The organism is Fluviispira sanaruensis (assembly GCF_004295685.1).
GTDB lineage: Bacteria > Bdellovibrionota_B > Oligoflexia > Silvanigrellales > Silvanigrellaceae > Silvanigrella > Silvanigrella sanaruensis.
The window spans coordinates 368312-390459 of the sequence record NZ_AP019368.1 but is presented as its reverse complement, the minus strand read 5'-3'; the positions used below and the strand labels follow the sequence as shown (position 1 = coordinate 390459).

Below are 22148 nucleotides of genomic sequence, written 5' to 3'. Positions count from 1 at the left end.
TAAAGACAGATGATATTGCCATGCTTCTAGCTTTTCTATAAAAGGAAGAGCCTTAAGACTGTGTTTTTCTTGTTTTAACTTTTATTTTAATTATTTTAGGAGGTTGGTGTGCACGGATCACGTCATCGTCGCAAGCATCCAAAAGGTCGTCGTAAAGTTGGTCGTAAAAAAAGAAGATTGCTCAGACGTCGTCGCGCAATGAGAACAGGCGGTAAGTAATTACCTTCTGGTCTTCAAGCGAGCAAATAACCCCTAAAAGAGACTTCAAATAAAACTTGAAGTCTCTTTTATTTTGTTAAAATAGAATTTTCACACAAATATGCAAAAACTAACAAACAGTAAACTTCAAACACTTTGACTAAACTTGTTTTTAATCTTATTTTTCTGTAAATTTAAATCAAAGCAAGCACAAATATTGCGAAGAAAAGGCACACCTTTCGGTAAAACTTCCAGAATATCATTTTTTATTCGAATAAGATCATCTGATAAGAGTGGTAAAAGATTATTTAATATACCTTCTTTTACATCATTTGGAATATTATCATCAGCAAGAGAGGTATTTCTATAACAAGACAAGTTTAAAATATGATTTTTCATTATTCTGTCTATAGAATTTAAGCAATAACCCGCTTCATACTCAAGTTTATTTAATGAAATAGATTGTAAATATTCCTGAATAGATTTTTTATTTTGCACATAAAATCCATTGTAATCACTTATTGCAGAGACTCCAAGACCTATGAGAGTCGGAGTATTTTGGACAGTATATCCCATAAAATTTCTATGCAGTCTTTTTTGTGTAAAAGCCTCATAGAGGCTATCTGATTTCAAAGCAAAGTGATCGTAGCCCAGATCGATATAACCATTCTTGCCTAAGATATCATATCCAGTCTTATATATTTCATATTTAGCTAACCCAAGCGGCCTATCACTTAAATCAAGTTTCATTTGACTGGGTTTTATAGAAGGCAAATGGGCATAGCTATAAAATGCAATGCGGTCAGGCTTTAGTTTTGCAACAATTCTAAATGTTTCTTTAATAGTCTGAACATTTTGTAAAGGTAGGCCATAAATTAAATCAAAATTAACTGATTTAAATCCAATTTCCCTAGCATATTCTGTACAAAATTTAACATCATCCTCTGTCTGTTCTCGTCCAATTATTTGCTGAACTTCGTTATTGAAATCTTGGACACCTAAACTCAAGCGGTTGAAGCCATTTGATTTTAGAATATCTAAATGACTTTTTGTTGTGACACCTGGATGTGCTTCAACACTAAAGTCATGTTCATTTTCAATTTCAACCCCATCAAAAAGATTTTGCAAAAAATAATTTAAATTCTCAGGTGAAAAAAATGTGGGAGTTCCTCCACCCAAATGAAGTTCTTTAATCTTAATATTTTTAGGTAAAATTCTCTTATAAATCTGCCATTCTTTTAAAACTGCCTGCAAATAGGGGAGCTCTAGCTTATGATTTTTAGTTATAACCTTATTGCAACCGCAAAAATGACATAATTTCTCACAAAAAGGCAGATGAATATATATTGAAATTTGGGAATTCGTTTTTATATCAACATAATTATCGATTAAAGAGATAAATTTGTCGTAACTAAATTTTTTTTCCCAATGCGGATATGTTGGATAACTCGTATATCTCGGCAGCGGTTGATCGTATTTCTGAAATAAATTATTATTAATATCCATATGATAAACTCCTTAATCTCAGTTAAGTTGAGACAGTCTATAAAATAGATATATCAAAAATTTAGTAAATGGGTAGAAAAAAGTGAATAAAATCTAATTTTGCCTTTCTAAATTGAGTTTGATTTCAAAGCATTAAGCAAAAACTGCTCAAGTTTTTTTAAAGTAACTCTGCCTTGTTTATTTTTTAAATTAATTGCATTTTCTAAATCTGTTTTTTTATTTTTCTGATAAAAATTTTCTGCAATACTCTGCAGTGCATTTAAACGATCTAAATCAAGCCAATCTGCTCTATCCGGCAAAGAATTCTCTTCTGTAAAATTCAATGGGCAAACATCGACTGCGAGTTGAACTTGATTTTTTACATCAGAGACTTTATATTGCAAAGGAAGTCCTTGAGTGCGACAAATTGTTGGCCGAACTTCATATATTGTGCAAATATCATTACGTAAAAAAGAGCATGGTTTATTTTTTTTACCTAAGGTATTCTGTTTTTCTGGAGATGCTGAAGACTCTAAAGTTGTAAGCAATTCTTTTTTTTTATTTGGCGTCAAAAACTTGACCCACTCTATTATCGATTTTGCTTCAACTTCAAAAATAGAAATATCAACGTAACAGCATTTAGAGCACCCCGATTTACACTGCATATTATTAAAGAACTTATCTTGAAATTTATTGAAAAAATTCGAGCTATTTTCTTGGAGATTCACTAATGGCTGAAGTTCTTTTGCTAAGCAATTATTCATTGTAAAATTGGTCCTTTAATGTGCATACATAAAAGCTGAAACATTTACTCAACTTTTATGTATGATAAAATAATGACTAGATATAAAGGAAGTCAAGATGTTTAAAAAATTTCTCAAGAAACTTATCGCTTTTCTTTTTGTCGGACTTATTTGGCTCTTCATTTTTTCCATCCCCCTAGGCGAAGGGCGTCGCTTTTTTAACTTTTGCTATAGCCATATTGTCGACACACGGCCTGTAAAATGGGTGAAAGAAAAAGTCTCTTCTGGCGCAAAAACTTCTGAAAACACAGCAAAAGAAGCCGCTGGCGAGGTGATTGACAAAGTCAGCAAAGAAGTGAAAAAGTAAAAATCTTGTATTCACCAAAAGCGATTACAAGATTTTTATAAAGACTTTTTCAGGATAATTTAATATGTCAATTCCCGATCATTTATCGCAGGCTTTAGCTGAAGAAGTCGCAAAATTCTCTCAATCTCAACTGCAAAAGGCATACGCAGAACTCACAGATCTCTACCGAACCAATCGTAAACAAATAAACAATTCTTTGAACTCCGCGGAAAAAAGAATTGCCTATATAGCAGCACGTATGCCTGCTACATATGGAGCAATCTCCCGTGTTTTGGAAGAAATACACGAGGATTTGCAAGATCGAGTCACTTCTATGCTCGATGTTGGCGCAGGGCCAGGAACAGCCACATGGGCAGTGGCAGAACACTTTCCCAAAGTATCTCAATTCACTTTAATAGAACGCGAATCTGAAATGCTTTCTTTGGGTAAAAGAATGGCGTATAACAATCCTCGATTCAAAAGTGCCCATTGGATATCAGAATCTGTCGAAGTGGCTCTTAAAACACCTGATAAATATGATTTAGTCATCGCCTCTTACTCATTTAATGAGTTTCCCAAATCTTCTAAATTGAAAATCTTGCAAAGCCTCTGGGAAAAAACCAATCACTCACTGGTTCTTATCGATCCTGGGAGTAAAGAAGCCTTTTCTTCTCTGCATGAAGCACGTTCCTGGCTGATAGAGCAAAAGGCACATATAGTGGCTCCATGCACCCATCAGAAAGAATGCCCAGCCGTTACACAACAAGATTGGTGCCATTTTAGCGAACGTATTCAGCGCTCAACTCTCCACCGCTTTCTAAAAGAAGGCGAGCGTGGATACGAGGATGAAAAATTCTCTTATCTTATTGTTTCTAAAGAAAAAAATCTGGTTTCCTCAGCCAGAATAGTCCGTAATCCTGAAATAAAATCTGGTCATTTGAAACTGCATTTGTGTAATGAAAATGGCTTTGAACAAAAAATATACTCTAAAAAAGATGGAAATCTTTACAAGAAAGCAAAAAAATCTGCATGGGGAGATCCTTGGGAGCCCACGCCTTAAATATAAAAGCATATCAGTTGTATGAGAGGTATTGACGAGTCACGAAGGGCGCTTACTTTATTGAATGTAAAGAATTTCGTTGAATGGAAAGTTCAGTGAAATTAATTTTATTAATCAACAAAAGAGGTCGCTCATGACGAAAGAAGTTCATTCATTTCAGGCTGAAACCCAACAACTTATGAATCTCATGGTTCACTCGCTTTACTCAAATAAAGAAATCTTTTTAAGAGAACTTATATCTAACGCAAGCGATGCTGTTGACAAGCTTCGTTTTGAAGAAATTACCAATCACAACTTAATAAAATCCGAAAAAGAAAACTCTATATCAATAAGTTCCGACAAAGAAAAACATATTTTAATCATTGAAGACAATGGTTTAGGTATGAGTAAAGAAGAAATTATGAATAATTTAGGAACCATTGCAAACTCTGGTACTAAAAAATTTCTTGAAAAACTTTCAGAACAAGATAAAAAAGATTCCAATTTAATCGGTCAATTTGGTGTAGGATTTTACTCAGCCTTTATGGTTGCAAGTAAAATAACCGTAGAAAGCCTTTCAGCTCATGGAGGAAGTGCTCATAAATGGGTATCAACTGGAGATGGTTCGTACACAATTGAGGAGTGCGATAAAGAAACACGCGGAACGAAAATAACTCTTGAATTAAAAGAAGAAGAAAAAGAATTTGCCGATGATTGGCGTATTCGTAGCATTGTCAAAAAGTATAGTGATTACGTAACATACCCTATTTATTTAGCAGAAACAAAAGATGGCAAAGTTGAAGAAAACAGACTCAATAAATCAACTCCTGTGTGGGCACGTAATAAACGTGAAAACAAAACAGAAGATTACCAAGAACTATACAAACAAATTTCCATGGATTGGCGTGAACCACTTCTTTGGGAACATATGAGTGTCGAAGGACTCGTTCCTTTCAATGCAGTCGTTTTTGTTCCATCAGAAGCACCATTCGATCTCTACACACGCGATAATCATGGCCTACATTTATATGTAAAACGTGTATCTATTTCTGAAAAATGCAAAGAGTTATTGCCCGAATATTTAAGATTTGTTGCCGGTGTTGTAGAAACAGACGAACTCCCATTGAATGTTTCAAGAGAGATTTTACAACAAAATAATAAATTACCGCAAATAAAAAAACAAGTTGTTAAAAAAGTTCTTACAGCTCTTCAAAATCTTTCACAAAATGACAATGAAAAATATTTGAACTTTTACAAAGTCTTTGGCGCCGTTCTTAAAGAAGGCTTCCATTTTGATCACGAACAACATGAAGCTTTGAGCGAACTTGTCCGCTTTAAATCATCAAAAACTGGTAAAGACGGTTATGTTTCATTTAAAGAATACATTGAAAGAAGAGCTGACGCTCAAAGAGAAATCTATTATTTAACTGGCTCCAGTTTTGACGCCGTTGAACGCAGTCCACATCTTGAAGCGCTCACCTCACGCGGAATCGAGGTTCTCTTCTTAATCGACCCTATCGATGAGTGGTTTATTATGAGCTATGCAAAACATGGTGAATACAACCTAAAACCTATCCACAAAGGTGAAATCGATCTCACAGGTATTGGCAAAGAGTCTGAAGATGAAAAGAAAAGTGAAGAAGCACCAGCAGAACAACTTGTTGGCTTAATCGATCTCTTCCGCACAAAACTTGCAAACGACATTAAGGAAGTAAAAATTTCAAAGAGATTACGCGAAAGTGCTTGCTGCTTAGTTGCCGATGAAAACGGAATGTCCGCTCAAATGGAACGAATTATGAAAGCATCGGGACAGAGCTTTGGCGAAAGCAAGCGTATTCTCGAAATTAATCCAGCACACTCTCTTATTAAAAATTTAGCAGAGAGAAAAAACAAAGGCACAGAAGAAACAACTTTAAATGAATGGGTTGAAGTTCTTTATGAAACAGCCCTTTTATCTGAAGGCAGTCCTGTTAAAAATCCCGGTACATTTGCTAAACGTTTGACAAAAATCATGGAAATGGCTTCTGGCAAATAATTCCTAAAGGAAATGTTTACCTAAATGAGTGAAAAGCTCCCTAATTATTCATAATCTTAGATTGAATAATCTTAGGGAGCTTTTTTTATGGAAGTCTTTGATGCCGAAGGCAAATCGATATTCGATGTTCAGCCCAAAAAAAAGAAAAAATATATTTTGTTTCTTTTTTCATTAAAAAAAGAAGATGAAACACGGATTCGTACTATAGAGAAAGCAATTCAAACTGCAGTTTCCGATTTCATAATGATTCGTTTTGAAGATCCAAATGAAGGATTAAAAGCTTTATTAGTTAAAAATATTGAAATCGTTTTTATAGACTCATCACTATTTAATGACGATAAAACCTCAATAGATTTTGCAGTGGAATGTAAAAAAAGAAAAAAATGCCCCATTTTTTTTATTGCAAAAGATGATAAAGCTCTCATTCAAGAATATCGAGAAAAGCTTTATTTATATGAAGAATTCGATGATTATTTTCATGAACCAATCGATTTCGTAGAAATCTGTAAAAAATTAAAGCGAGCAGCAGCCACATTAGGAAGAAGAGCAAGAAGATTTTCAATTGGTTTACCTATAAAAATTTTCAGACTCAATTCAAATGAAGAATTAATAGTCATGTTGAGCGATATCAGTTTAGTTGGATTTGGTATTATTTTAAAAGATGATGAAATATTCAGAAAGAATGAGCAGGTTAAAATCACAGTCCCGCTTGCAGAATTTAAAATATTTCATCCACAATATGGAGAGTTTTTACCTATATCCGGTAAAGTAAGACGCATTTCTATCGATGGCAAAAGAGTCGGATGTTCAATCGAACACATCACACAGATGCAACTTGAACTGCTCATGAATATTTTAGAATTAGTCACTCGCAGAATGAATATGATTAGAATTGCACAAAAACAAACGATTATTAATGTAGGAGAAAATTAATTATTTAATTTTTTTCAATTGCATTGCATAATTAAATAAATATTGCCCTGCACTTAAGACGCTTGCTGCTAAAGCTAGCAAAATAAAAGCTTGGCCTATGTAATGAAATGGGATAAACAAAAGTGGACCACAGACTGTTAAACCTACAATACCGATATCTTGAAATGTCGTCTTTGTTTTTCCAATAAAATTGGAAGGGATTTGAATGCCTTCATCGATCGCAGAAAGTCGAATAGCATTTATCCCTAAGTCACGAACAATAATTATCACAGCGATTACACCATCCATTCGATGTTTTTCAACCAAAATAATCATTGCAGAAACAACGAGAAGCTTATCCGCGAGAGGATCCAAGAGTTTACCTAGCACTGTTTCTACACGGAATTTACGGGCAATCCAACCATCAAAAAAATCCGTGATAGCAGCAATAGAAAAAACTATGGCAGCAGCAATATCACTCGCACTCGGCGTTATGGGTTGGATAATAAAAAAATGTGAAGCGCTTGGCGCAACCTCTCCCATGGACATTAAATAAACAACAATTGGAATACAGAGAATTCTAAGATAAGTCAGTCTATTTGGTAGTTTTTTAAGCCAGTTTGGTAAGTTTTCTGGTTTTCCATTGTTATCAAACTGCAACTGCCTCTTTTTTTTAAAATGAGCAAAGATCAAGACTAACCTCACAAACAAGCAGAAAAGCAAAAAGAGGTATCACTATGGGATATTCCCATCTCTCAATGTTGTGCATTGCTACGCGATGATTTTCAAGTCTCTCATTGAATTTTCTGAGATAACATCAAAAGTTATCCACTAAAGTCATTACCTTGACAATAGATCGTGTCGGTATAGTCTGTTGCAATGAGGCAAACAAGTCCTCTCAAGTTCTCAAATTATATTTACCTAAAGGGGGTTTTAATGAGTGTTTTAGTTGGCCGTCAGGCTCCAAATTTTAAAGCAGAAGCCGTTGTTAACGGTGATTTTAATGAAGTTTCTTTATCCGATTACAAAGGTAAAAAATACGTCGTTCTCTTTTTCTATCCTCTTGACTTCACTTTTGTTTGCCCAACAGAGTTGCATGCTTTTCAAGAAAAAATTGACGAATTTGCAAAACGTGATGTTGAAGTTTTAGGTTGTAGTATTGACAGTAAGTTTTCACACTTCGCTTGGCTCAACACACCAAAAAATAAAGGTGGTATTCAAGGCGTTCAATATCCACTTCTTTCTGATATCCATCGCACTATTGCACGTGATTATGACGTGTTAAGCGATGGAGGAGTTGCATATCGCGGTCTTTTCTTAATTGATAAATCTGGAGTTGTTCGTCACCAATTAGTCAACGACCTTCCACTTGGCCGCAATGTCGATGAAGCATTGCGCCTTGTCGATGCGCTTCAACACAATGAAGCGCATGGAGAAGTTTGCCCAGCTAATTGGAACAAAGGAAAGGAAGCGATGAAAGCAACCAAAGATGGTGTGAGTGGATATCTTTCCAAGCACTAATCTATTCTTAACTATTCCATTCAGATAAAATAAACTCTTTAGGGATAACTCTCTAAAGAGTTTTTTAATATTAAAAGGGATTTTATGAAAAAAATAATATTCATATTTGTTTTAACATTAGTAGATGTTTTTTATTTTAAGCAAATTTATGCAATTGATCCAACATTTCCACAATTGAGTAAATTGGAAAAAGAGGGCGTACAAATAAGTGCAATGGTAATGCGATTAAACAATAAAGATATCATTGCAGAAATGAATCCTGACAAAAGACTTTCTCCAGCTTCTACATCTAAACTTATTCTTGCAGCACAAGCACTTGAGACATGGGGATCAAATAAAACATTTAAGTCACAAATTTATATGCGTGGTCAATTGCAAAATGGAGTTTTAAATGGAGATCTTATTTTCTACGGTTCTGGTGATCCATCCTTTACCAACGAAAAGATTTGGTTTTTAGCTACAGATGTTTATCGTTATGGAATTAAAAAAGTAACAGGAAATTTAATCATAAATAATTCTATTTTTGGTTTGATAAAAGAAGATCAAAATAGGAGCTCAGGGAAGGTCAAAAGTAGAAATGCTTATGATTCACCATTATCGTCTGCTGCTATAAATTTTAGTGTTCTTGCTTTAGTAGTAAATCCAGCACAAAAAATTGGTCAAGCAGCATCTATATCCATCGAACCGTTTCCGATGGATAATGTTAAAATTATTGGCAAAGTTATAACTGAAAAAGAAAATTCAGCCCCACAAATTTCGGTTTCAAGATCATCATCAAATGGTAAAGATATTTTCACAATTTCAGGTTCAATTCCTTTTGGCAACACAACTAAACGCATTTATAGATCTATCTCCAATGCAGAAATTTATGCTGGAGAAACATTAAAAGCATTTATTAAAAGCTCCGGTGTTCAATTAAATGGAAAGATTGCAATAGAGTCTAAGCCTATTTCAAAAAATGATGTATTAATTGCTGAAGTTGAAGGATTTCCCCTCGATTGGCAACTCAAAGGATTATTCCAAGTGAGTAATAATTTTATTGCTGATATGTTAACTCTTAATTTACTAAATGAAAATGCTTCTCAAGGTAAAGGAAATTTAGTTGAGGGTGGGAAAATATTAGAGAATTATGTTAGGAATGCTTACAAAGATTCTCCATGGGGTGAAATTAAAAATAATAATTCTCCTATTGTCATGGAAAGTGGAAGTGGTTTAACACCAAATAATCGACTCTCTGCACGAGATATTATTTGTGTCTTGGATCGAATGTATTTTAATGGTAGAGATTTTCCAGCGTTTCTTTCTGCATTACCTATACCTGGTGATGAAGGAACGTTAAAAAAAAGATTTCAAACATCTTCTGAAAAATTTCTTCAGGAGAGGTTAAGAGCCAAAACAGGCACCCTCAGCGAGCCAGTCAGTGTAAATGCGCTTGGGGGCTATAGTCGCCTGCGGAATGGTGAATGGGTTGCTTTTGCAATTATAGCAAACGGAACTAAATCTAAACCACAAATTGAGATTAAACACTTACGAGACGCTATAGACTCGGACCTTGCAAGGGTTTTGCCATCGGAGCTCTAAAATGGATAAAAAAACTAAGGGAACGTTTACCTTAAGAAGACTCTTCCCTTCATTACAAGAAGATGATCTCATAAAGTTCCAAGAAAACTCCTCAGTTATTCGCCTTAAAAAAGGGCAAAATCTTTTTATATCGGGTGACACTCCTCGCTCTATTTATGGAGTCGCAAATGGATGTTTAAAAATAGTAAGAGAAAGCCAAGAAGGTGAAAGTGTCATCACCCGCATTGTCAGAGCGGGTCAAATCGTGGGTATCCGAGAAGTCTTTGGTGAGTTCAAATACGGGAGAACCTCAGTTGCTCTTAAAGACAGTGAAGTGTTTTCCATTGAAAAAACGATTGTGATCGATTTAATACAAAGAAGTCCTGCGGTTTCTCTGCAGTTTATGAAAATATTTTGTAATGAATTAGCCCGTCTTGAAAAAAGAATTGAATCAGATCTTTATAGGCCTGCCAAAAATCGAGTTGCTTCTGTCATATTTGAACTCTACAATTTATTTGCAGATGAAGGTGCGCAAACTTTTGAACCACCTCTCAATCGTAGAGATATAGCTGAGCTTGCCGATGTCACTCCTGAAACTGTGAGCCGTGCAATCGCAGATTTTAAACAATCGGGAATAATGGAAACTCAAGGATCTGCATTCACAATTCTCGATACAAATTCATTGCAAAATGAAGCTGAAGAAAGATAAAAAAAATTCATGCCTTGTTACCTTGCATGTGAAAATATCGAAATAAGGGCAGGATATAGCACACTCATTTCTTCTTTTTCCTTAAAGCTTCACTCTGAGCAAGTCATAGCCCTCACCGGACCAAATGGTTGCGGGAAGACATCTTTGCTCAGAGTGCTTGCTGGGATTTCGCGACCATACAAAGGAAAAATCGTTGTGATGGGAGAGGAGCTTTGGCCAGAAAATCTGATCAAAAATGAACATTATGCCGTCTTTTTAACAAATATTCCTTCGATGTTAATGGATCACAGCGTTCTTTGGAATTTAGAATTTTATACAGAAACGTATAATCTAAAACTCCCCCTGCAAGAATATGAAAAAGCTTTAGCAAAAGTTGGTTTACAAGGCAGAGAAAAGCAAAGCGTCAGAACTCTTTCCACAGGACAAAAACGACGTTTGAGTTTAGCTTCTCTTTATTTAATAAAACCAAATATTATTTTTGCAGACGAACCTACCAACGGCCTAGATCAAGCAGGGATAAACCTTTGCATTCAAATATTCCATGAATTATCCAAAGAAAATAAAAGTTCTATTTTAATTGCAACCCATGATGAGAAACTCATACAATGGTGCCAAGAAAAAATTCCACTTGAAAACTATATTCCGAAACCAAGTATTTTAAAAAAAACGGTAAGGGAACTCTTATAAATGAAGACAAACTATAATATTAAGAAAATCGATTTTTCAAATTGGTTTTCTTATTTCATCTTTATTAATAAAATAAGTTGTCGATCTATTTGGGTGAGAAAAGCATCATGGTTTGGAACTTTATTATTTGCAGGTTGTTTACTTATTTTATTTCCCTTTGGTTTAGGCACAGAAGCATTACAGCGCAATGATGTGCAAATTGGCTCACTTTGGATTATAAATGAATTCATTGCCGCCCTTGTAATCGGCCGCATGTTTTCACCTGAACAAGAATCCTACGCACTCGATTACTTGCTCTCTTCCCGCATCCCGAGAGCTGCTCTGCTAGCAGGGAAAATATCCTTCACATCCTTACAAATTTTAAGTCTACAAATACCTGTCACTTTTTTATGGGTTATCCTCTACAATGTTCAATCTTCAATCTTAATTGAGCTTTTAAAAACTATTGTTCCCGTAAGCTTGATTTTTAATCTTGGGACTGCGAGTTTAGGTGCGCTTGTCTCTTGCTTAACCGCTCGAAGTCTTGCAAAAGAAATCTTACAGCCCATGCTTTTTTTCCCTTTACAAAGCGGTCTTTTACTTGCGGCAGTTTCTTTGTCATTGCAGATCGGAGACAATGTGCTCTTAGGTGCATTTAGTTCATCGGCTTGGTGGACGATTCTTTCTGCTTATCCGATTCTTTTTACAGCTCTTGGCTTTGTTCTAAGCAATGTACTGCTGCAGGAATAAAATATGATTATTGAAAATAAAATCCCGATAGAAATTACAAAACCCATCAAAAGATGGAATTATTTACTTATTCTATTTACACTTATGCAGTTAATTGGATGGTATTTAGCATTATTCTTCATTGGCACAGACACCGATCAAGGGAATGTTTACCGTATTATTTTTGTGCATGTTCCTGTTGCCTGGTGTGCTTTTTTTTGGGTATTTATCAGTGCATTTTTTGCAATTTTAACCCTTATAAAGCCACAAAAATGCGAAGTCTTTGATCGCAGCAGTCACACCGCTATCGAACTTGGCACACTTTTTTCCATTCTTATGCTCGTTACAGGCAGTGTTTGGGGGAAGCCAACTTGGGGAGTTTGGTGGGATTGGGATCCACGCCTCACTTCGAGCCTTGTTATGTTTTTAGTGTGCTGTGGATATCTGGTTCTTAGACATTTTACTCCCGATCTGCGCACAAGAAGAAATGTTTCTGCAATTGTTTCCATCTTAAGCGCTGTCAATGTCCCCATCGTTTATTACAGTGTTAATTTATGGCGCTCCGTTCATCAGCCACAGACATTTGTTGAAAAATCCAAAAATGTTTCTACAGATATCACGCTTGTTTTATTTTTTAATTTTGTTGCGATGTTTCTATTAAGCATAGCGATTTACAAAATAAGAAGACAAGCCATTTCTGCTAAAGAAACATTAGAATATGTGAGGGGTGAGCAATGAGCGAAAGTTATGGAAACATTGGCTGGCAAATTTTTGTTTATTCGTCCTATATTGTAGTTGCTCTCAGCTTAGTTATTTATGTGATATTATCTATATCATCTCGGAATAAATCATTAAAAGATATGAATGAAGAAGGTTTTTTTCAAGATAACAATTGTAAAAACCCTCCTTTTGAGGAGAATAAAAAATGAAATTAAATGGAGGCCAAATCGCTGGAATTTTAATCGTAGTGGGATCTTTAGGGCTAATCACCTATCAAGCCACACGCAGTGAATCCACTGTTACTTTTTTTACTCCAGCAGAAGTCTATGCAAATCCTTTAAAGTTTGAAGGAAAACTATTTCGTGTGTCAGGTCTTGTGCAAAAAGGGACAAAAACATGGGATGCCCAAACCAATGATTTAAATTTCCAAATCACCGATTTAGAAGGCCACGATTTTAATGTCCATTACAAAGGAATTCCTCCAGATCTTTTTAAAGAAGGACAAGGTGTTGTTGTTGAAGGAAAACTTTATTCAAAAACAGGCATGTTAAAAAAAGACAATCTTATCCAAGCCAATTTACTGATGGTCAAACACAGTGAAGTTTATGACACCAAAGAAGATCATACAAAGCTTAAAGAAGCAAAATTACTTGATAGTATTTTAAAAGATCAAAAAATCGCGGGTACTGAAATTAAAACTCAAGCAAAGAGTCATTAGTATGAAAACAAAAAAGACAAATAAAAAAACTTTGATTTTTTCTGGTATTATTGTTCTTATTTTTATGTCCCTTATGATTTATTCCTTGAAGCAAGATCCAAATTTTACGCCAAGTCAGCTCATAGGTAAAACTGCTCCAGAATTTTTCGGCGAAAAAACCAATGGTGACAAAATTAACTCAAATGATATTTTAAAAAAAGGCAATTGGGTTATTCTTAACTTTTGGTCCTCTTACTGTATTGTTTGCCGCAGTGAAGCTCCAGAAATAGAAAGTTTTTATAAAGAAATAGAGCATGATAAAATCACTTTTGTGAGTATCAATATTCAGGATGACAAAAATTCCATTCTCAACTGGCAACAGAATTATGGTCAATCATTCCCAGTATTGCAAGATAGCAAAGGTCTTATTTCTGTTCGCTATGGCGTGACTGGCACACCAGAAACTTTTTTTATCGATCCAAATGGAAAAGTTAGATACAGAGTGGCTGGGCAAATCAGTAAAAATTTAATATTTAATTTTATGAAATGGCTCGAGCAAAATCCTACTGCAACCCAAGAAGAAGCCACTCAAGCTATCATCACTGTAAGAAGTACCTCTTAATGTCCATAAGCAATCCTGTATTTACAAAAATAAATGAATCTTTCCCTTGTCAAAACTGCGGAGCTCTTGTTCCACAAGCGCAAAGCACGTGCCGTGATCACTGCCCCAATTGTTTATTTAGCATTCATGTCGACATCAATCCAGGGGATAGAGCTGCAGAATGCAAAGGAAAATTAAGACCCATAGCGTGGTCACAGCATAAGAAAAAAGGCTATATGATTCATTACCAGTGTGAGAGCTGTGGTCTTGAAAAAGTAAATAAATTCTTAGAGCATGACTCGTATCAAGCAGATAACTTGAGTGAGTTATTAAAATTAAGCAGCGTGACAAAGGTAAAGTCGTGAGAAATTTAAACATAAATCCAGTTAAAAGCTTTATAGTTATTTCCGATGTGCATTTACGCGATCCGAAAGATGCAACAACAAAATTATTTTTAAAAACCCTCGATGATATTTTAATGAAAAATAAAAATGAAGAAAAAGACAAAACGGAAGCCCTATTTCTTTTGGGTGATATTTTTGATTTTATCGCAGCATCTAAAAATTTCTTTCTCGAAATGTGGAGCGAAGTCTTTGAAAAATTCAAACTGCTAAAAGACAATGGCATTCAGGTTTATTTCGTAGAGGGCAATCATGATTTCGGTTTTGAACATTTTCGCTCACAAAAGCTGGACTCTTATTTTACGGATTATGGCGATATAACAATTGAATTTCTCCACAGACGCGCTGGTAAAATGATGTTACGCCATGGGGATGATCTCATTTGCCCAGAAAAATACTTAAAATTTAGAAGTATCGTTAAAGGTAAATTCTTTCAAAAACTCACTTCGTTTCTTATTGCTGGGCTCTTTATGCACTTCCTATTTTCACGTTATGCAAAAATAAGTCGCGCGCAAGATTCTTATCGCAAACTTCAACTTTCCTTTCTTAAAACATGCCTAGATAAGTTTTATATAAATTATAAAAATCAATTCCAAAAAACGATCAGTATTCTTATAATTGGTCACATACATGTTTATACCGAACAATATTATAAACAAACTTTATTGCTTGTAGGGCCTGATTGGTTTTCTGCCCCCAGTTATTTATACTTTAATAAAGAGGGTGTTTCAGAAAGAATATTCCTAAGTGATAAAACCCAAGAAGAATATCTCTTAAACTGATTGGGCTTTAATCGCATTCTTATTTAAAAAGAGAACAATTCCTGCAAAGATAAGTCCTATTCCTGAAAAAAGAATCAATGCACTGAATGCTCCCCATCTATCGGCTAGAAAACCAGCACTCAAAGGTGCTACACATGTCACAATCATTTGTAACCGCAAAGCCTGCGCAGATGCTCCGCAAACACGGTGATAGAGGTCAGACCGTTGCCAATGGATGTGAGTACAAAAGCACACGCAATGAGAGCAAGCCAAGAGTGCATTTTAATTGCTTTATAAAATATTTTTAATATAGCACTTCCTTCACGACAAAGAACTTTGCCTTTTTATATTTAGTTTATATTTCAATAAATTTAAATATCGGAAGTACTTACATTGGTCAGCCTTATAATGATTTTACCCAAAAGAAATTAACTCAAGTTTATTTATTTAACAATAAACTTTCAGATTCAACTTTATTTTTCTTCCTAAGATTTATAGCAGCAATAATTAAAATAGTAAATGAAAAAGCAAATGTAACTGCATTTGCAGAAATAATAATAGGATCTTCTTTCAAAATCCCATAGACAAGCCATAGAAATATCCCTGAAGTAAAAAGACAATACATGAGAACCGAAATACCCGATGTACAACGCGTTTTTATGGTTTTAATGGCTTGAGGCAAAAAAGAAAATGTTGTTAAAAATGCAGCAGCATAGCCTATTATATTTGATAAATCATCGATTGCCATAATAATTTTATCCTTACTAAGCAAAAATTGATCTTATAAATCTGTCTTGTATTTTAAGAAAAAATCACTTTTAAACAATAATGAATAAACCTTTTCTTTTTTTTTAGCAATGTATTTTTTTAATCGTAGCATCCAGCTGTTTTAAATCAACTTATCAAATAATCTCTTAAGAATATTACAATATGAGATGAAAATAACTATCATTCATATTAAAAGTATAGAAATCTCTTAAAGTTGGATGTACAGAGTGAAATTTACATGTAGTTTTTTGAAAAATTTCAATAATATTTTAGCACGAATTGAATCACTCCTTGAGTTAATGGGACATCAATCAAATCAGTTAGGGCAGAGCAAAGAACGGTAAAAGTTAGATTGGAAAGGGAATAGAAGACATGTAGTTCGAACATACATTCCAATTAAACTAGATCAGCAGTGAAAAAGATTCAGGATAAGTCTTTTTGTATATCATAAACTAAATCATAAAAACCTTACCCAAGAAGGACAGAATGCCAATTTTATTATTTAAATTAAAATATCACTAGTTCTTAACGATTTTTTGCTGATTTCATCTTACTGAGCAAATTAAATAATTTAATAAATTATTTTCTATAGGACATTATCGTAAATATTTTTTAAAATAAATTTTGAAATGGCAATATCTTGCGCAGCAAGACCTGTTAAAAAAGAAATTGTTATATTATTTTTCTCTCTTTTAAATGAGTTTAAATTAGAAACAAAATTTCCTATTTCATAGATATTATTTTTATACAAATCGTCCTCTCTTAAGGCATGAAAACAAGCAGATAATTTGTTGCTTTGGTCAATTGAATCAACAAATATATGATTAGCTTTTTTGAATACAGAAATATCTAATTCTTGCTTATGAGTGTCATCTGCACCGATCGCTGTTATATGCGTCCCTGCTTTAATACAATCTCCAAATAAATATGGAATTGTTGAAGGTGTCGTTGTCACTAATAATTTGCAGTTATTTGCAACATATTCGACATGATTAGACAAATGCACAGTGTAACCTAATTCTTGATACTTATTTTTTAATTTTTCCATTTTATCTATGCTACGGCCATATAAAAACAGATTTTTTAAAGTTGGGAATTGAATTTTTAAGAATTTTGCTTGCAAATAAGACTGAATCCCATATCCAAAAATTCCAACTTCACTAATGGATCTAGGGGCTAAATATTTAGCGCAAACGATACCAGCAAGAGCAGTTCTAATATCTGTCAAATATCCTTGATCATCAAGAATAATTTCAGGTCTACCAGTTTTTGCATTTATAACAACTATAACTCCTTGGCTATTTGAAATAGAACTTTTCCAATTATCATAAAATCCTGAAGCAATTTTAACAAAATAATATTTATCTTCTCTTATCATTCCTGACTTAATATGAATATCTGCAGCAATATTTTCAAATTTAAATTGTGAAATTGGTGCAGATAAAACATTTGAATTTGAATATTGAACAAAAGAATTCTCTATTTCATGAAGCATATTATTAAAATTAAAACACTTTTTTATATCATCCAATGAAATTATTTTCATTATAATTTTTCCGTTTGAATATATCTTTTTAAGCGAGACAATGCTTCAGGCATATTCAATCGACCAAAACCAACTCTAAAATGATTGTGGCTATGATCAAAAATATCACCTGGTAACAATACAATGTGTTCTTTTATTCTTAATTCCTCACAAAAATCATACACTGGACGCTTTAGTTTTAACTTCGGAAATGCAATACAACCACCCTTTGGAGGATACCATTCAAAGACAGAATCATGCTCTTTAAAAAAAGTGGAAATTAATTTTAAATTATTATTAAGAATAGATAAATTTCTTGAGTAAATATGGTCTTCATTTTGCAAAGATATTAAAGCTAAAATTTCACTTGGTGCACTGTTACATATAGATAAATAATGTTTCATATTTGAAATTTTTTTTAATAATTTTTTATCCTGCATAGCTAACCAGCCAATCCTTAAGCCAGGCATTCCATAGGATTTTGACATAACTCCTAAGCTAATTCCTTTTTCATACTCGGAGGCAATATAAGGAAGTTGATCACTATGATTCACCTCTAAACCACGATAGACTTCATCTGAAAAAATATATAGGCCATGTTTTCTAGATAAATCGATTAAATATTTTAATTCTTCTTTTGAGATTATTGTCCCTGAAGGATTATGTGGAAAATTAAAAATAATCATTTTAGTATTTGGTTTTATTAATCTTGAAACTTCTGAGATATCAAAGAAACACTTGTTATTTAAAAATTTTAACTGTACTTCACTTACTTCACAAATATTATTGGGAATTTCTTTTAATGATTGGTAGCAAGGCGAAAAAATAATAACATGATCATCTTTATTCAAGATTGAATTTAATGCAGCATAAATTCCTTCTTCTGCTCCTGAAAATGTACATATATTTTCAGAGCAATTATTCAGTTGATATTTTTTATTCAACTCATCTAATAAAAGCGGATTCCCTAAAGGATAAGTATAACTTAATTTTAAATTATTCCAAATATCTAGGATCTCAGATTTAGCTAATTTGAGGATATCCTGCATCAAAAATGCTTCCATATCAGATCCAGAAAACATAATATCTGACGAAAATTCTCTTTCAGATAAATAATCCTCTAATTTAAAAAGTGGTAACTTCATATTTACTTCTCTTCTTTTTCATTTAAATAATTATAAATTGTTGCTCTTGATAATTTTAATATTTTTGCTATATACTCTTTAGAGTTTTTGCCTTTAAAAGCACCTTTTTTTTGAAGATCCAATATCAATTCTTTTTTTTCTTCTTTATTTATAGAATTTAATATTTTTCCTTTTGATTTAAGATTTTCATTGACATAGACATGAATTTTTTCTCTCCAATCATCTTTAAAAATAAAACTTTCTGACTTCTCATAACTAGATTTTCCAATAAATAGTTCAATCGTATTTGCTAAATTATTTAAGACAGAAATATCAAAATTTAGACACATTAAGAATTTTGGCTTATTTTTTTCTTCAATTACGATGCTAATTGATTTTAACACTTTTCCATCAAAATTTATTTTCTCATAGGGTCCAATGATACTTTTTGATTTTTCAAATGAAATGTCATCTAACACAGAATCATCTCCAACATCTCGATTTGAAAAACTATTACCTAAATAAATTATTTTTTTAGTAATAATATCATGAATAACGACTTCAAGTTGTGGGTAAAAAAGTAATTCCATTGCCTTAGCAAAATTGAGATATTGATTGTACATACCCCCTCCTTTTATACTTTATAGTCTAAATTATATTTTTTTGTCAATATTTTTTATATTCAAATTCAAAATACCAATAAAATACTTATAATATTGTATTAAACTTAAAACACATCCGCCGCCAAGGTCACTTTATGAATATTGAGTTTTTTAATTAATATTAAATATTGCGCCATCCCAAAAAACTTAAATAGTTTAAGGTATCACTCATAACAAAAATTTACCGTCAGTTTTTTTTTAAAAGTAGATTTGTTCATTCAGAATTTTATCGCTTTTTATGCTTTTAATTTAATAAATACTTTTGTATATGAATCAACTCAGACTGAAGAACTCTCTAATGAGATCATTTTCGAAATTTCAAAGAAAATGTTCCATTTTAATCCTAACTATATTTAAAGTCTTATTTTTTTTAATAGTTTCAGCAAAGATCTAAGAACTAAGAACTAATCGTATTGATTTGTCATCATCGTTTTCAAAATGTTTCACTCAATCTTTTGACCTAGTATTCTAACTTTTGCGGGAAGAAAAGCAAGAATCATTTAATCTTCGTCGATTGTGAGCACACCTTAATAAACTGTATTTACTTTTTCCTGCAAAAAATCAATTCTGCTGCGCTTTTTTAGTCGATATTTTATTAACGACTTCAAGTATTCGAAGCCCTTTATTCAAGACTGCAATTTCAGAGTCTTTTAAATTTTGAAATTGACAGGAAATTGTTTTCCCTAAATTAGTCGCTCTTTTTATTTCTGCTTTTAATGTTAATTTATCTTCTGAATCAATACCAAACATTCTAACAGGCATTTCAAAAGTAACAAAACAACCCACTTTATATCCACGTTTAATATTATCGACCTCTAAATTCAAACTAACTCCACCCGCAGAAATATTATTTATCGTTCCCATGACAGCAGATGTATCTTCATCAGCAATAATCTGAACGATTGCCTTGCTCGTGAAGCGTTGATGAGCTCTATTTTCAACTCCAGATGAATCTGTCATATGAACTCCGAGAATTAGAAAGCTTGAACACAGTTTTGATCGGCAAAAATGTCTCGATTCTGAGGAGAAAAATAGAAACCTTATGATTAATTTTAAAAAATAAAACCTATTTATTAGCCCTAGCTAAAGAGCGGCAAGAACTGTCTTAAATGTCAAAAATTCAATTACTATTTGAAATTTTATCCCTCTAAAATAGAACCAGATCTCAAACTCTTATGCTTGAAATCTTTAAATTTGGATTCAAAACACGAGGTTTTGATATGGAACTTTCGAGTATTATAGGACCAATTCTAGGCGGAGTCGCTGTCATAGGGACTGCTGTCTTAAAAGGCCTTTCACCTGGAATGTTATGGGGCGGGTCTGCTGCCATGATCGTGGGAGTTGGTGCTATCGCTGCCGTTATGACCGCTTATCCGATGAAGGATGTTGTTTTCTCTTTTAAATCGCTTGGTCTCTTTTTGAATGGACCTAAAATGGATTCCGAGGGAGCGATTTCTGCAATTGAACGTCTCGCACAAATGGCTCGTAAAGATGGCGTCCTAGCCTTGGAAAAAGAGATAGACAAACTTGAAGATCCTTTGATGAAAAAAGGCATTGAAATGGTCTCGATGAACACTGAAGCCCAAATCATTGAAAATATATTACTTTCTGAAATTGATATGATGTACGAAGAAGAAGAAATAGCTGCAAAATTCTGGGAAGACATGGGAGCTTTTGCTCCAACGATCGGAATTCTTGGCGCCGTTCTCGGTCTCATGGTGGTCATGCTTAACCTTGATAACCCCCCTGAAATTGGTCCGGGAATTAAAACTGCATTTATCGCAACACTATATGGGGTTGCACTTGCAAACTTATTTGCTTTGCCTGCTGGAAAAAAAATAAAAAGAATGTGTCATCATAAAAAAGTTTTTAGAGAAATGGTTGCAACAGGAATTATAGGGATCGCCCAAGGCACAGCGCCGAAAGTTCTTGTTGAACGCTTGCATGGAATGGTTCATCACTAATGCCAAAGAAAAAGAAATGCCCCGAATTTGAAAACCATGAACGCTGGCTTGTCGCTTTTGCTGACATGATGACACTTCTGTTTGCTCTTTTCGTGGTTTTATATGCAATTGCTATCGTTAACACTTCAAAAGTCAAGCAAGTCACAGAATCCATGCAAACAGCCTTTGGTATAAAGGAGGAAATCCCCAAGGAAGAGGGAACGATTCCGCGGGGGCCAACAGCTACTGAAGGAATTTTTCGCTACATCAAAGGCAATACCAGTCGTGAACAAATTCTGCAAAAAATTATTCGTGAAAGAGCTGCAATTATCTCAGCTCAGGCAAGAAATGTTGAGCAAAAATTATCGGAACGCTTATATGGAACAAAACAATTTCCAGACAGTGCTAAAAAACCTGTGGATAGAGTTATTTATGTGGCGCGAGATCCTGAAGGCATACGTATAACGCTGTTGGCAAGAATCCTTTTTAAACCTGGCGAATACACTCTCACACCCGAAGCCTATAAAATAATCCAATCAGTTGCAGAGGTTCTTAAAGGAATTGGCAGAGTTATTAGGGTCGAAGGGCATACAGACAATATTCCCTATGAGCGTAATGGCATGTCAAACTGGGAATTGAGCACCCTAAGAGCAACCACAGTGACTAAATTTTTAATCAGTACAAAACTTTTTCCTGTTGGCAGTGTTTATCCTGCTGGATTTGCAGAAACTCGCCCCTTGTCTGAGAACGATTCAGCGGAAAATCGCGCGCTCAATCGGCGGGTCGATTTAAAGATTTTATACGATAACCCCACGGACTATATTCCCCCAGATGAGCAACTCGGCAATGGTGAAAAATCTACCAAAGAATAATGTTTGAGCATGGGTCAAACTGAGTTATATAATATAGATTCAGGGATTGAAGTGTATTTTCTAAATACAAAGTAAGCTGATTTACTAAAATAATCCCTAAATTTTTATTTTTAAAAAACCTTTTTGGAGAT

27 protein-coding genes are annotated in these 22148 nt (G+C 33.8%); 18 read left to right on the top strand and 9 right to left on the bottom strand.

All coding sequences use genetic code 11. The annotated features are described in order from the left end of the window. Positions 1-345: 345 nt before the first annotated feature. Positions 346-1704 (bottom strand): oxygen-independent coproporphyrinogen III oxidase, encoded by a 1359-nt coding sequence (gene hemN / locus EZS29_RS01630; RefSeq protein ID WP_130605892.1) that lies wholly within the window; start codon positions 1702-1704, stop codon positions 346-348. A gap of 107 nt (positions 1705-1811) precedes the next feature. Further along, positions 1812-2447, bottom strand: a complete 636-nt coding sequence (locus tag EZS29_RS01625; protein WP_130605890.1) for a YkgJ family cysteine cluster protein — start codon at positions 2445-2447, stop codon at positions 1812-1814. Between the two features lie 97 nt (positions 2448-2544). Between EZS29_RS01625 and EZS29_RS01620 the strand changes: the two genes are divergently transcribed. From EZS29_RS01620 to EZS29_RS01605, 4 genes are all read left to right on the top strand, one after another. Next, positions 2545-2793, top strand: coding sequence for a hypothetical protein (locus tag EZS29_RS01620; protein WP_130605888.1), 249 nt, complete (start codon positions 2545-2547; stop codon positions 2791-2793). Between the two features lie 64 nt (positions 2794-2857). After that, the gene (locus EZS29_RS01615; RefSeq protein ID WP_130605886.1) at positions 2858-3832 is read left to right on the top strand and encodes a small ribosomal subunit Rsm22 family protein; all 975 of its coding nucleotides are present in this window, start codon (positions 2858-2860) and stop codon (positions 3830-3832) included. A 133-nt stretch (positions 3833-3965) separates the two neighbouring features. Next, the gene (htpG, locus tag EZS29_RS01610; RefSeq protein WP_130605884.1) at positions 3966-5846 is read left to right on the top strand and encodes a molecular chaperone HtpG; all 1881 of its coding nucleotides are present in this window, start codon (positions 3966-3968) and stop codon (positions 5844-5846) included. 87 nt (positions 5847-5933) lie between these two features. Continuing rightward, complete coding sequence (locus tag EZS29_RS01605) at positions 5934-6779, top strand: PilZ domain-containing protein (RefSeq protein WP_130605882.1); 846 nt, start codon at positions 5934-5936, stop codon at positions 6777-6779. Here EZS29_RS01605 and pgsA read toward each other — a convergent pair whose 3' ends face one another. Continuing rightward, positions 6780-7418: a CDP-diacylglycerol--glycerol-3-phosphate 3-phosphatidyltransferase gene (pgsA, locus tag EZS29_RS01600; RefSeq protein WP_216678699.1), complete on the bottom strand. Its 639-nt coding sequence runs from the start codon at positions 7416-7418 to the stop codon at positions 6780-6782. Positions 7419-7694: 276 nt separating this feature from the next. On the opposite strand from pgsA, the gene EZS29_RS01595 reads away from it, so the two are divergent. From EZS29_RS01595 to EZS29_RS01545, 11 genes are all read left to right on the top strand, one after another. Next, entirely contained in the window at positions 7695-8279 is a 585-nt protein-coding gene (locus tag EZS29_RS01595; RefSeq protein ID WP_130605878.1) for a peroxiredoxin, read from the top strand. Between the two features lie 84 nt (positions 8280-8363). After that, positions 8364-9860: a D-alanyl-D-alanine carboxypeptidase/D-alanyl-D-alanine endopeptidase gene (dacB, locus tag EZS29_RS01590; protein WP_130605876.1), complete on the top strand. Its 1497-nt coding sequence runs from the start codon at positions 8364-8366 to the stop codon at positions 9858-9860. A gap of 1 nt (position 9861) precedes the next feature. Further along, on the top strand, positions 9862-10548 hold the full coding sequence (locus EZS29_RS01585; RefSeq protein ID WP_130605874.1) for a Crp/Fnr family transcriptional regulator: 687 nt from the start codon (positions 9862-9864) through the stop codon (positions 10546-10548). A 9-nt stretch (positions 10549-10557) separates the two neighbouring features. Then, positions 10558-11235: an ABC transporter ATP-binding protein gene (locus tag EZS29_RS01580; protein ID WP_130605872.1), complete on the top strand. Its 678-nt coding sequence runs from the start codon at positions 10558-10560 to the stop codon at positions 11233-11235. After that, a complete protein-coding gene (locus EZS29_RS01575) occupies positions 11236-11964 on the top strand; it encodes a heme exporter protein CcmB (RefSeq protein ID WP_130605870.1) in 729 nt (242 codons plus the stop codon). A gap of 3 nt (positions 11965-11967) precedes the next feature. Next, on the top strand, positions 11968-12681 hold the full coding sequence (gene ccsA / locus EZS29_RS01570) for a cytochrome c biogenesis protein CcsA (RefSeq protein ID WP_130605868.1): 714 nt from the start codon (positions 11968-11970) through the stop codon (positions 12679-12681). Continuing rightward, a complete protein-coding gene (locus EZS29_RS01565) occupies positions 12678-12872 on the top strand; it encodes a hypothetical protein (protein ID WP_130605866.1) in 195 nt (64 codons plus the stop codon). The genes ccsA and EZS29_RS01565 overlap by 4 nt, the downstream gene beginning before the upstream one ends. Next, positions 12869-13381 carry a cytochrome c maturation protein CcmE gene (locus EZS29_RS01560; protein WP_130605864.1) on the top strand — a complete coding sequence of 171 codons (513 nt, stop codon included), beginning with the start codon at positions 12869-12871 and terminating at the stop codon, positions 13379-13381. Before EZS29_RS01565 ends, EZS29_RS01560 begins: the two co-directional genes overlap by 4 nt. Before the next feature lies 1 nt (position 13382). Further along, the gene (locus EZS29_RS01555) at positions 13383-13982 is read left to right on the top strand and encodes a TlpA family protein disulfide reductase (protein ID WP_130605862.1); all 600 of its coding nucleotides are present in this window, start codon (positions 13383-13385) and stop codon (positions 13980-13982) included. Continuing rightward, positions 13982-14326 (top strand): RNHCP domain-containing protein, encoded by a 345-nt coding sequence (locus tag EZS29_RS01550; protein WP_172603717.1) that lies wholly within the window; start codon positions 13982-13984, stop codon positions 14324-14326. Before EZS29_RS01555 ends, EZS29_RS01550 begins: the two co-directional genes overlap by 1 nt. Further along, positions 14323-15144, top strand: a complete 822-nt coding sequence (locus EZS29_RS01545) for a UDP-2,3-diacylglucosamine diphosphatase (RefSeq protein WP_172603716.1) — start codon at positions 14323-14325, stop codon at positions 15142-15144. The genes EZS29_RS01550 and EZS29_RS01545 overlap by 4 nt, the downstream gene beginning before the upstream one ends. On the opposite strand, the gene EZS29_RS15820 is transcribed toward EZS29_RS01545, so the two are convergent. Beyond that, positions 15136-15291 (bottom strand): hypothetical protein, encoded by a 156-nt coding sequence (locus EZS29_RS15820; protein ID WP_172603715.1) that lies wholly within the window; start codon positions 15289-15291, stop codon positions 15136-15138. The genes EZS29_RS01545 and EZS29_RS15820 overlap by 9 nt on opposite strands. On the opposite strand from EZS29_RS15820, the gene EZS29_RS15815 reads away from it, so the two are divergent. Further along, the gene (locus EZS29_RS15815; RefSeq protein ID WP_172603714.1) at positions 15279-15431 is read left to right on the top strand and encodes a hypothetical protein; all 153 of its coding nucleotides are present in this window, start codon (positions 15279-15281) and stop codon (positions 15429-15431) included. The two genes, EZS29_RS15820 and EZS29_RS15815, sit on opposite strands and share 13 nt — an antisense overlap. A 131-nt stretch (positions 15432-15562) precedes the next feature. Here the strand turns inward: EZS29_RS15815 and EZS29_RS01540 are convergent, their stop codons facing one another. The 5 genes from EZS29_RS01540 to EZS29_RS01520 form a co-directional block, all read right to left on the bottom strand. Continuing rightward, positions 15563-15871, bottom strand: coding sequence for a SemiSWEET family sugar transporter (locus tag EZS29_RS01540; RefSeq protein ID WP_130605856.1), 309 nt, complete (start codon positions 15869-15871; stop codon positions 15563-15565). Positions 15872-16477: 606 nt separating this feature from the next. Beyond that, positions 16478-17437, bottom strand: a complete 960-nt coding sequence (locus tag EZS29_RS01535; protein WP_130605854.1) for a Rossmann-fold NAD(P)-binding domain-containing protein — start codon at positions 17435-17437, stop codon at positions 16478-16480. Further along, positions 17437-18561, bottom strand: coding sequence for an aminotransferase class I/II-fold pyridoxal phosphate-dependent enzyme (locus EZS29_RS01530; RefSeq protein ID WP_130605852.1), 1125 nt, complete (start codon positions 18559-18561; stop codon positions 17437-17439). Before EZS29_RS01530 ends, EZS29_RS01535 begins: the two co-directional genes overlap by 1 nt. Before the next feature lie 2 nt (positions 18562-18563). Beyond that, positions 18564-19163 (bottom strand): helix-turn-helix transcriptional regulator, encoded by a 600-nt coding sequence (locus EZS29_RS01525; RefSeq protein WP_130605850.1) that lies wholly within the window; start codon positions 19161-19163, stop codon positions 18564-18566. 600 nt (positions 19164-19763) lie between these two features. Further along, complete coding sequence (locus EZS29_RS01520; protein WP_130605848.1) at positions 19764-20162, bottom strand: PilZ domain-containing protein; 399 nt, start codon at positions 20160-20162, stop codon at positions 19764-19766. A gap of 260 nt (positions 20163-20422) precedes the next feature. Here EZS29_RS01520 and EZS29_RS01515 point away from each other — a divergent pair, with 260 nt between their 5' ends. Together EZS29_RS01515 and EZS29_RS01510 are read left to right on the top strand one after the other, a co-directional pair. Continuing rightward, entirely contained in the window at positions 20423-21166 is a 744-nt protein-coding gene (locus tag EZS29_RS01515; protein ID WP_172603713.1) for a motility protein A, read from the top strand. Continuing rightward, the gene (locus EZS29_RS01510) at positions 21166-22017 is read left to right on the top strand and encodes an OmpA/MotB family protein (protein WP_130605844.1); all 852 of its coding nucleotides are present in this window, start codon (positions 21166-21168) and stop codon (positions 22015-22017) included. The genes EZS29_RS01515 and EZS29_RS01510 overlap by 1 nt, the downstream gene beginning before the upstream one ends. Positions 22018-22148: the final 131 nt, after the last annotated feature.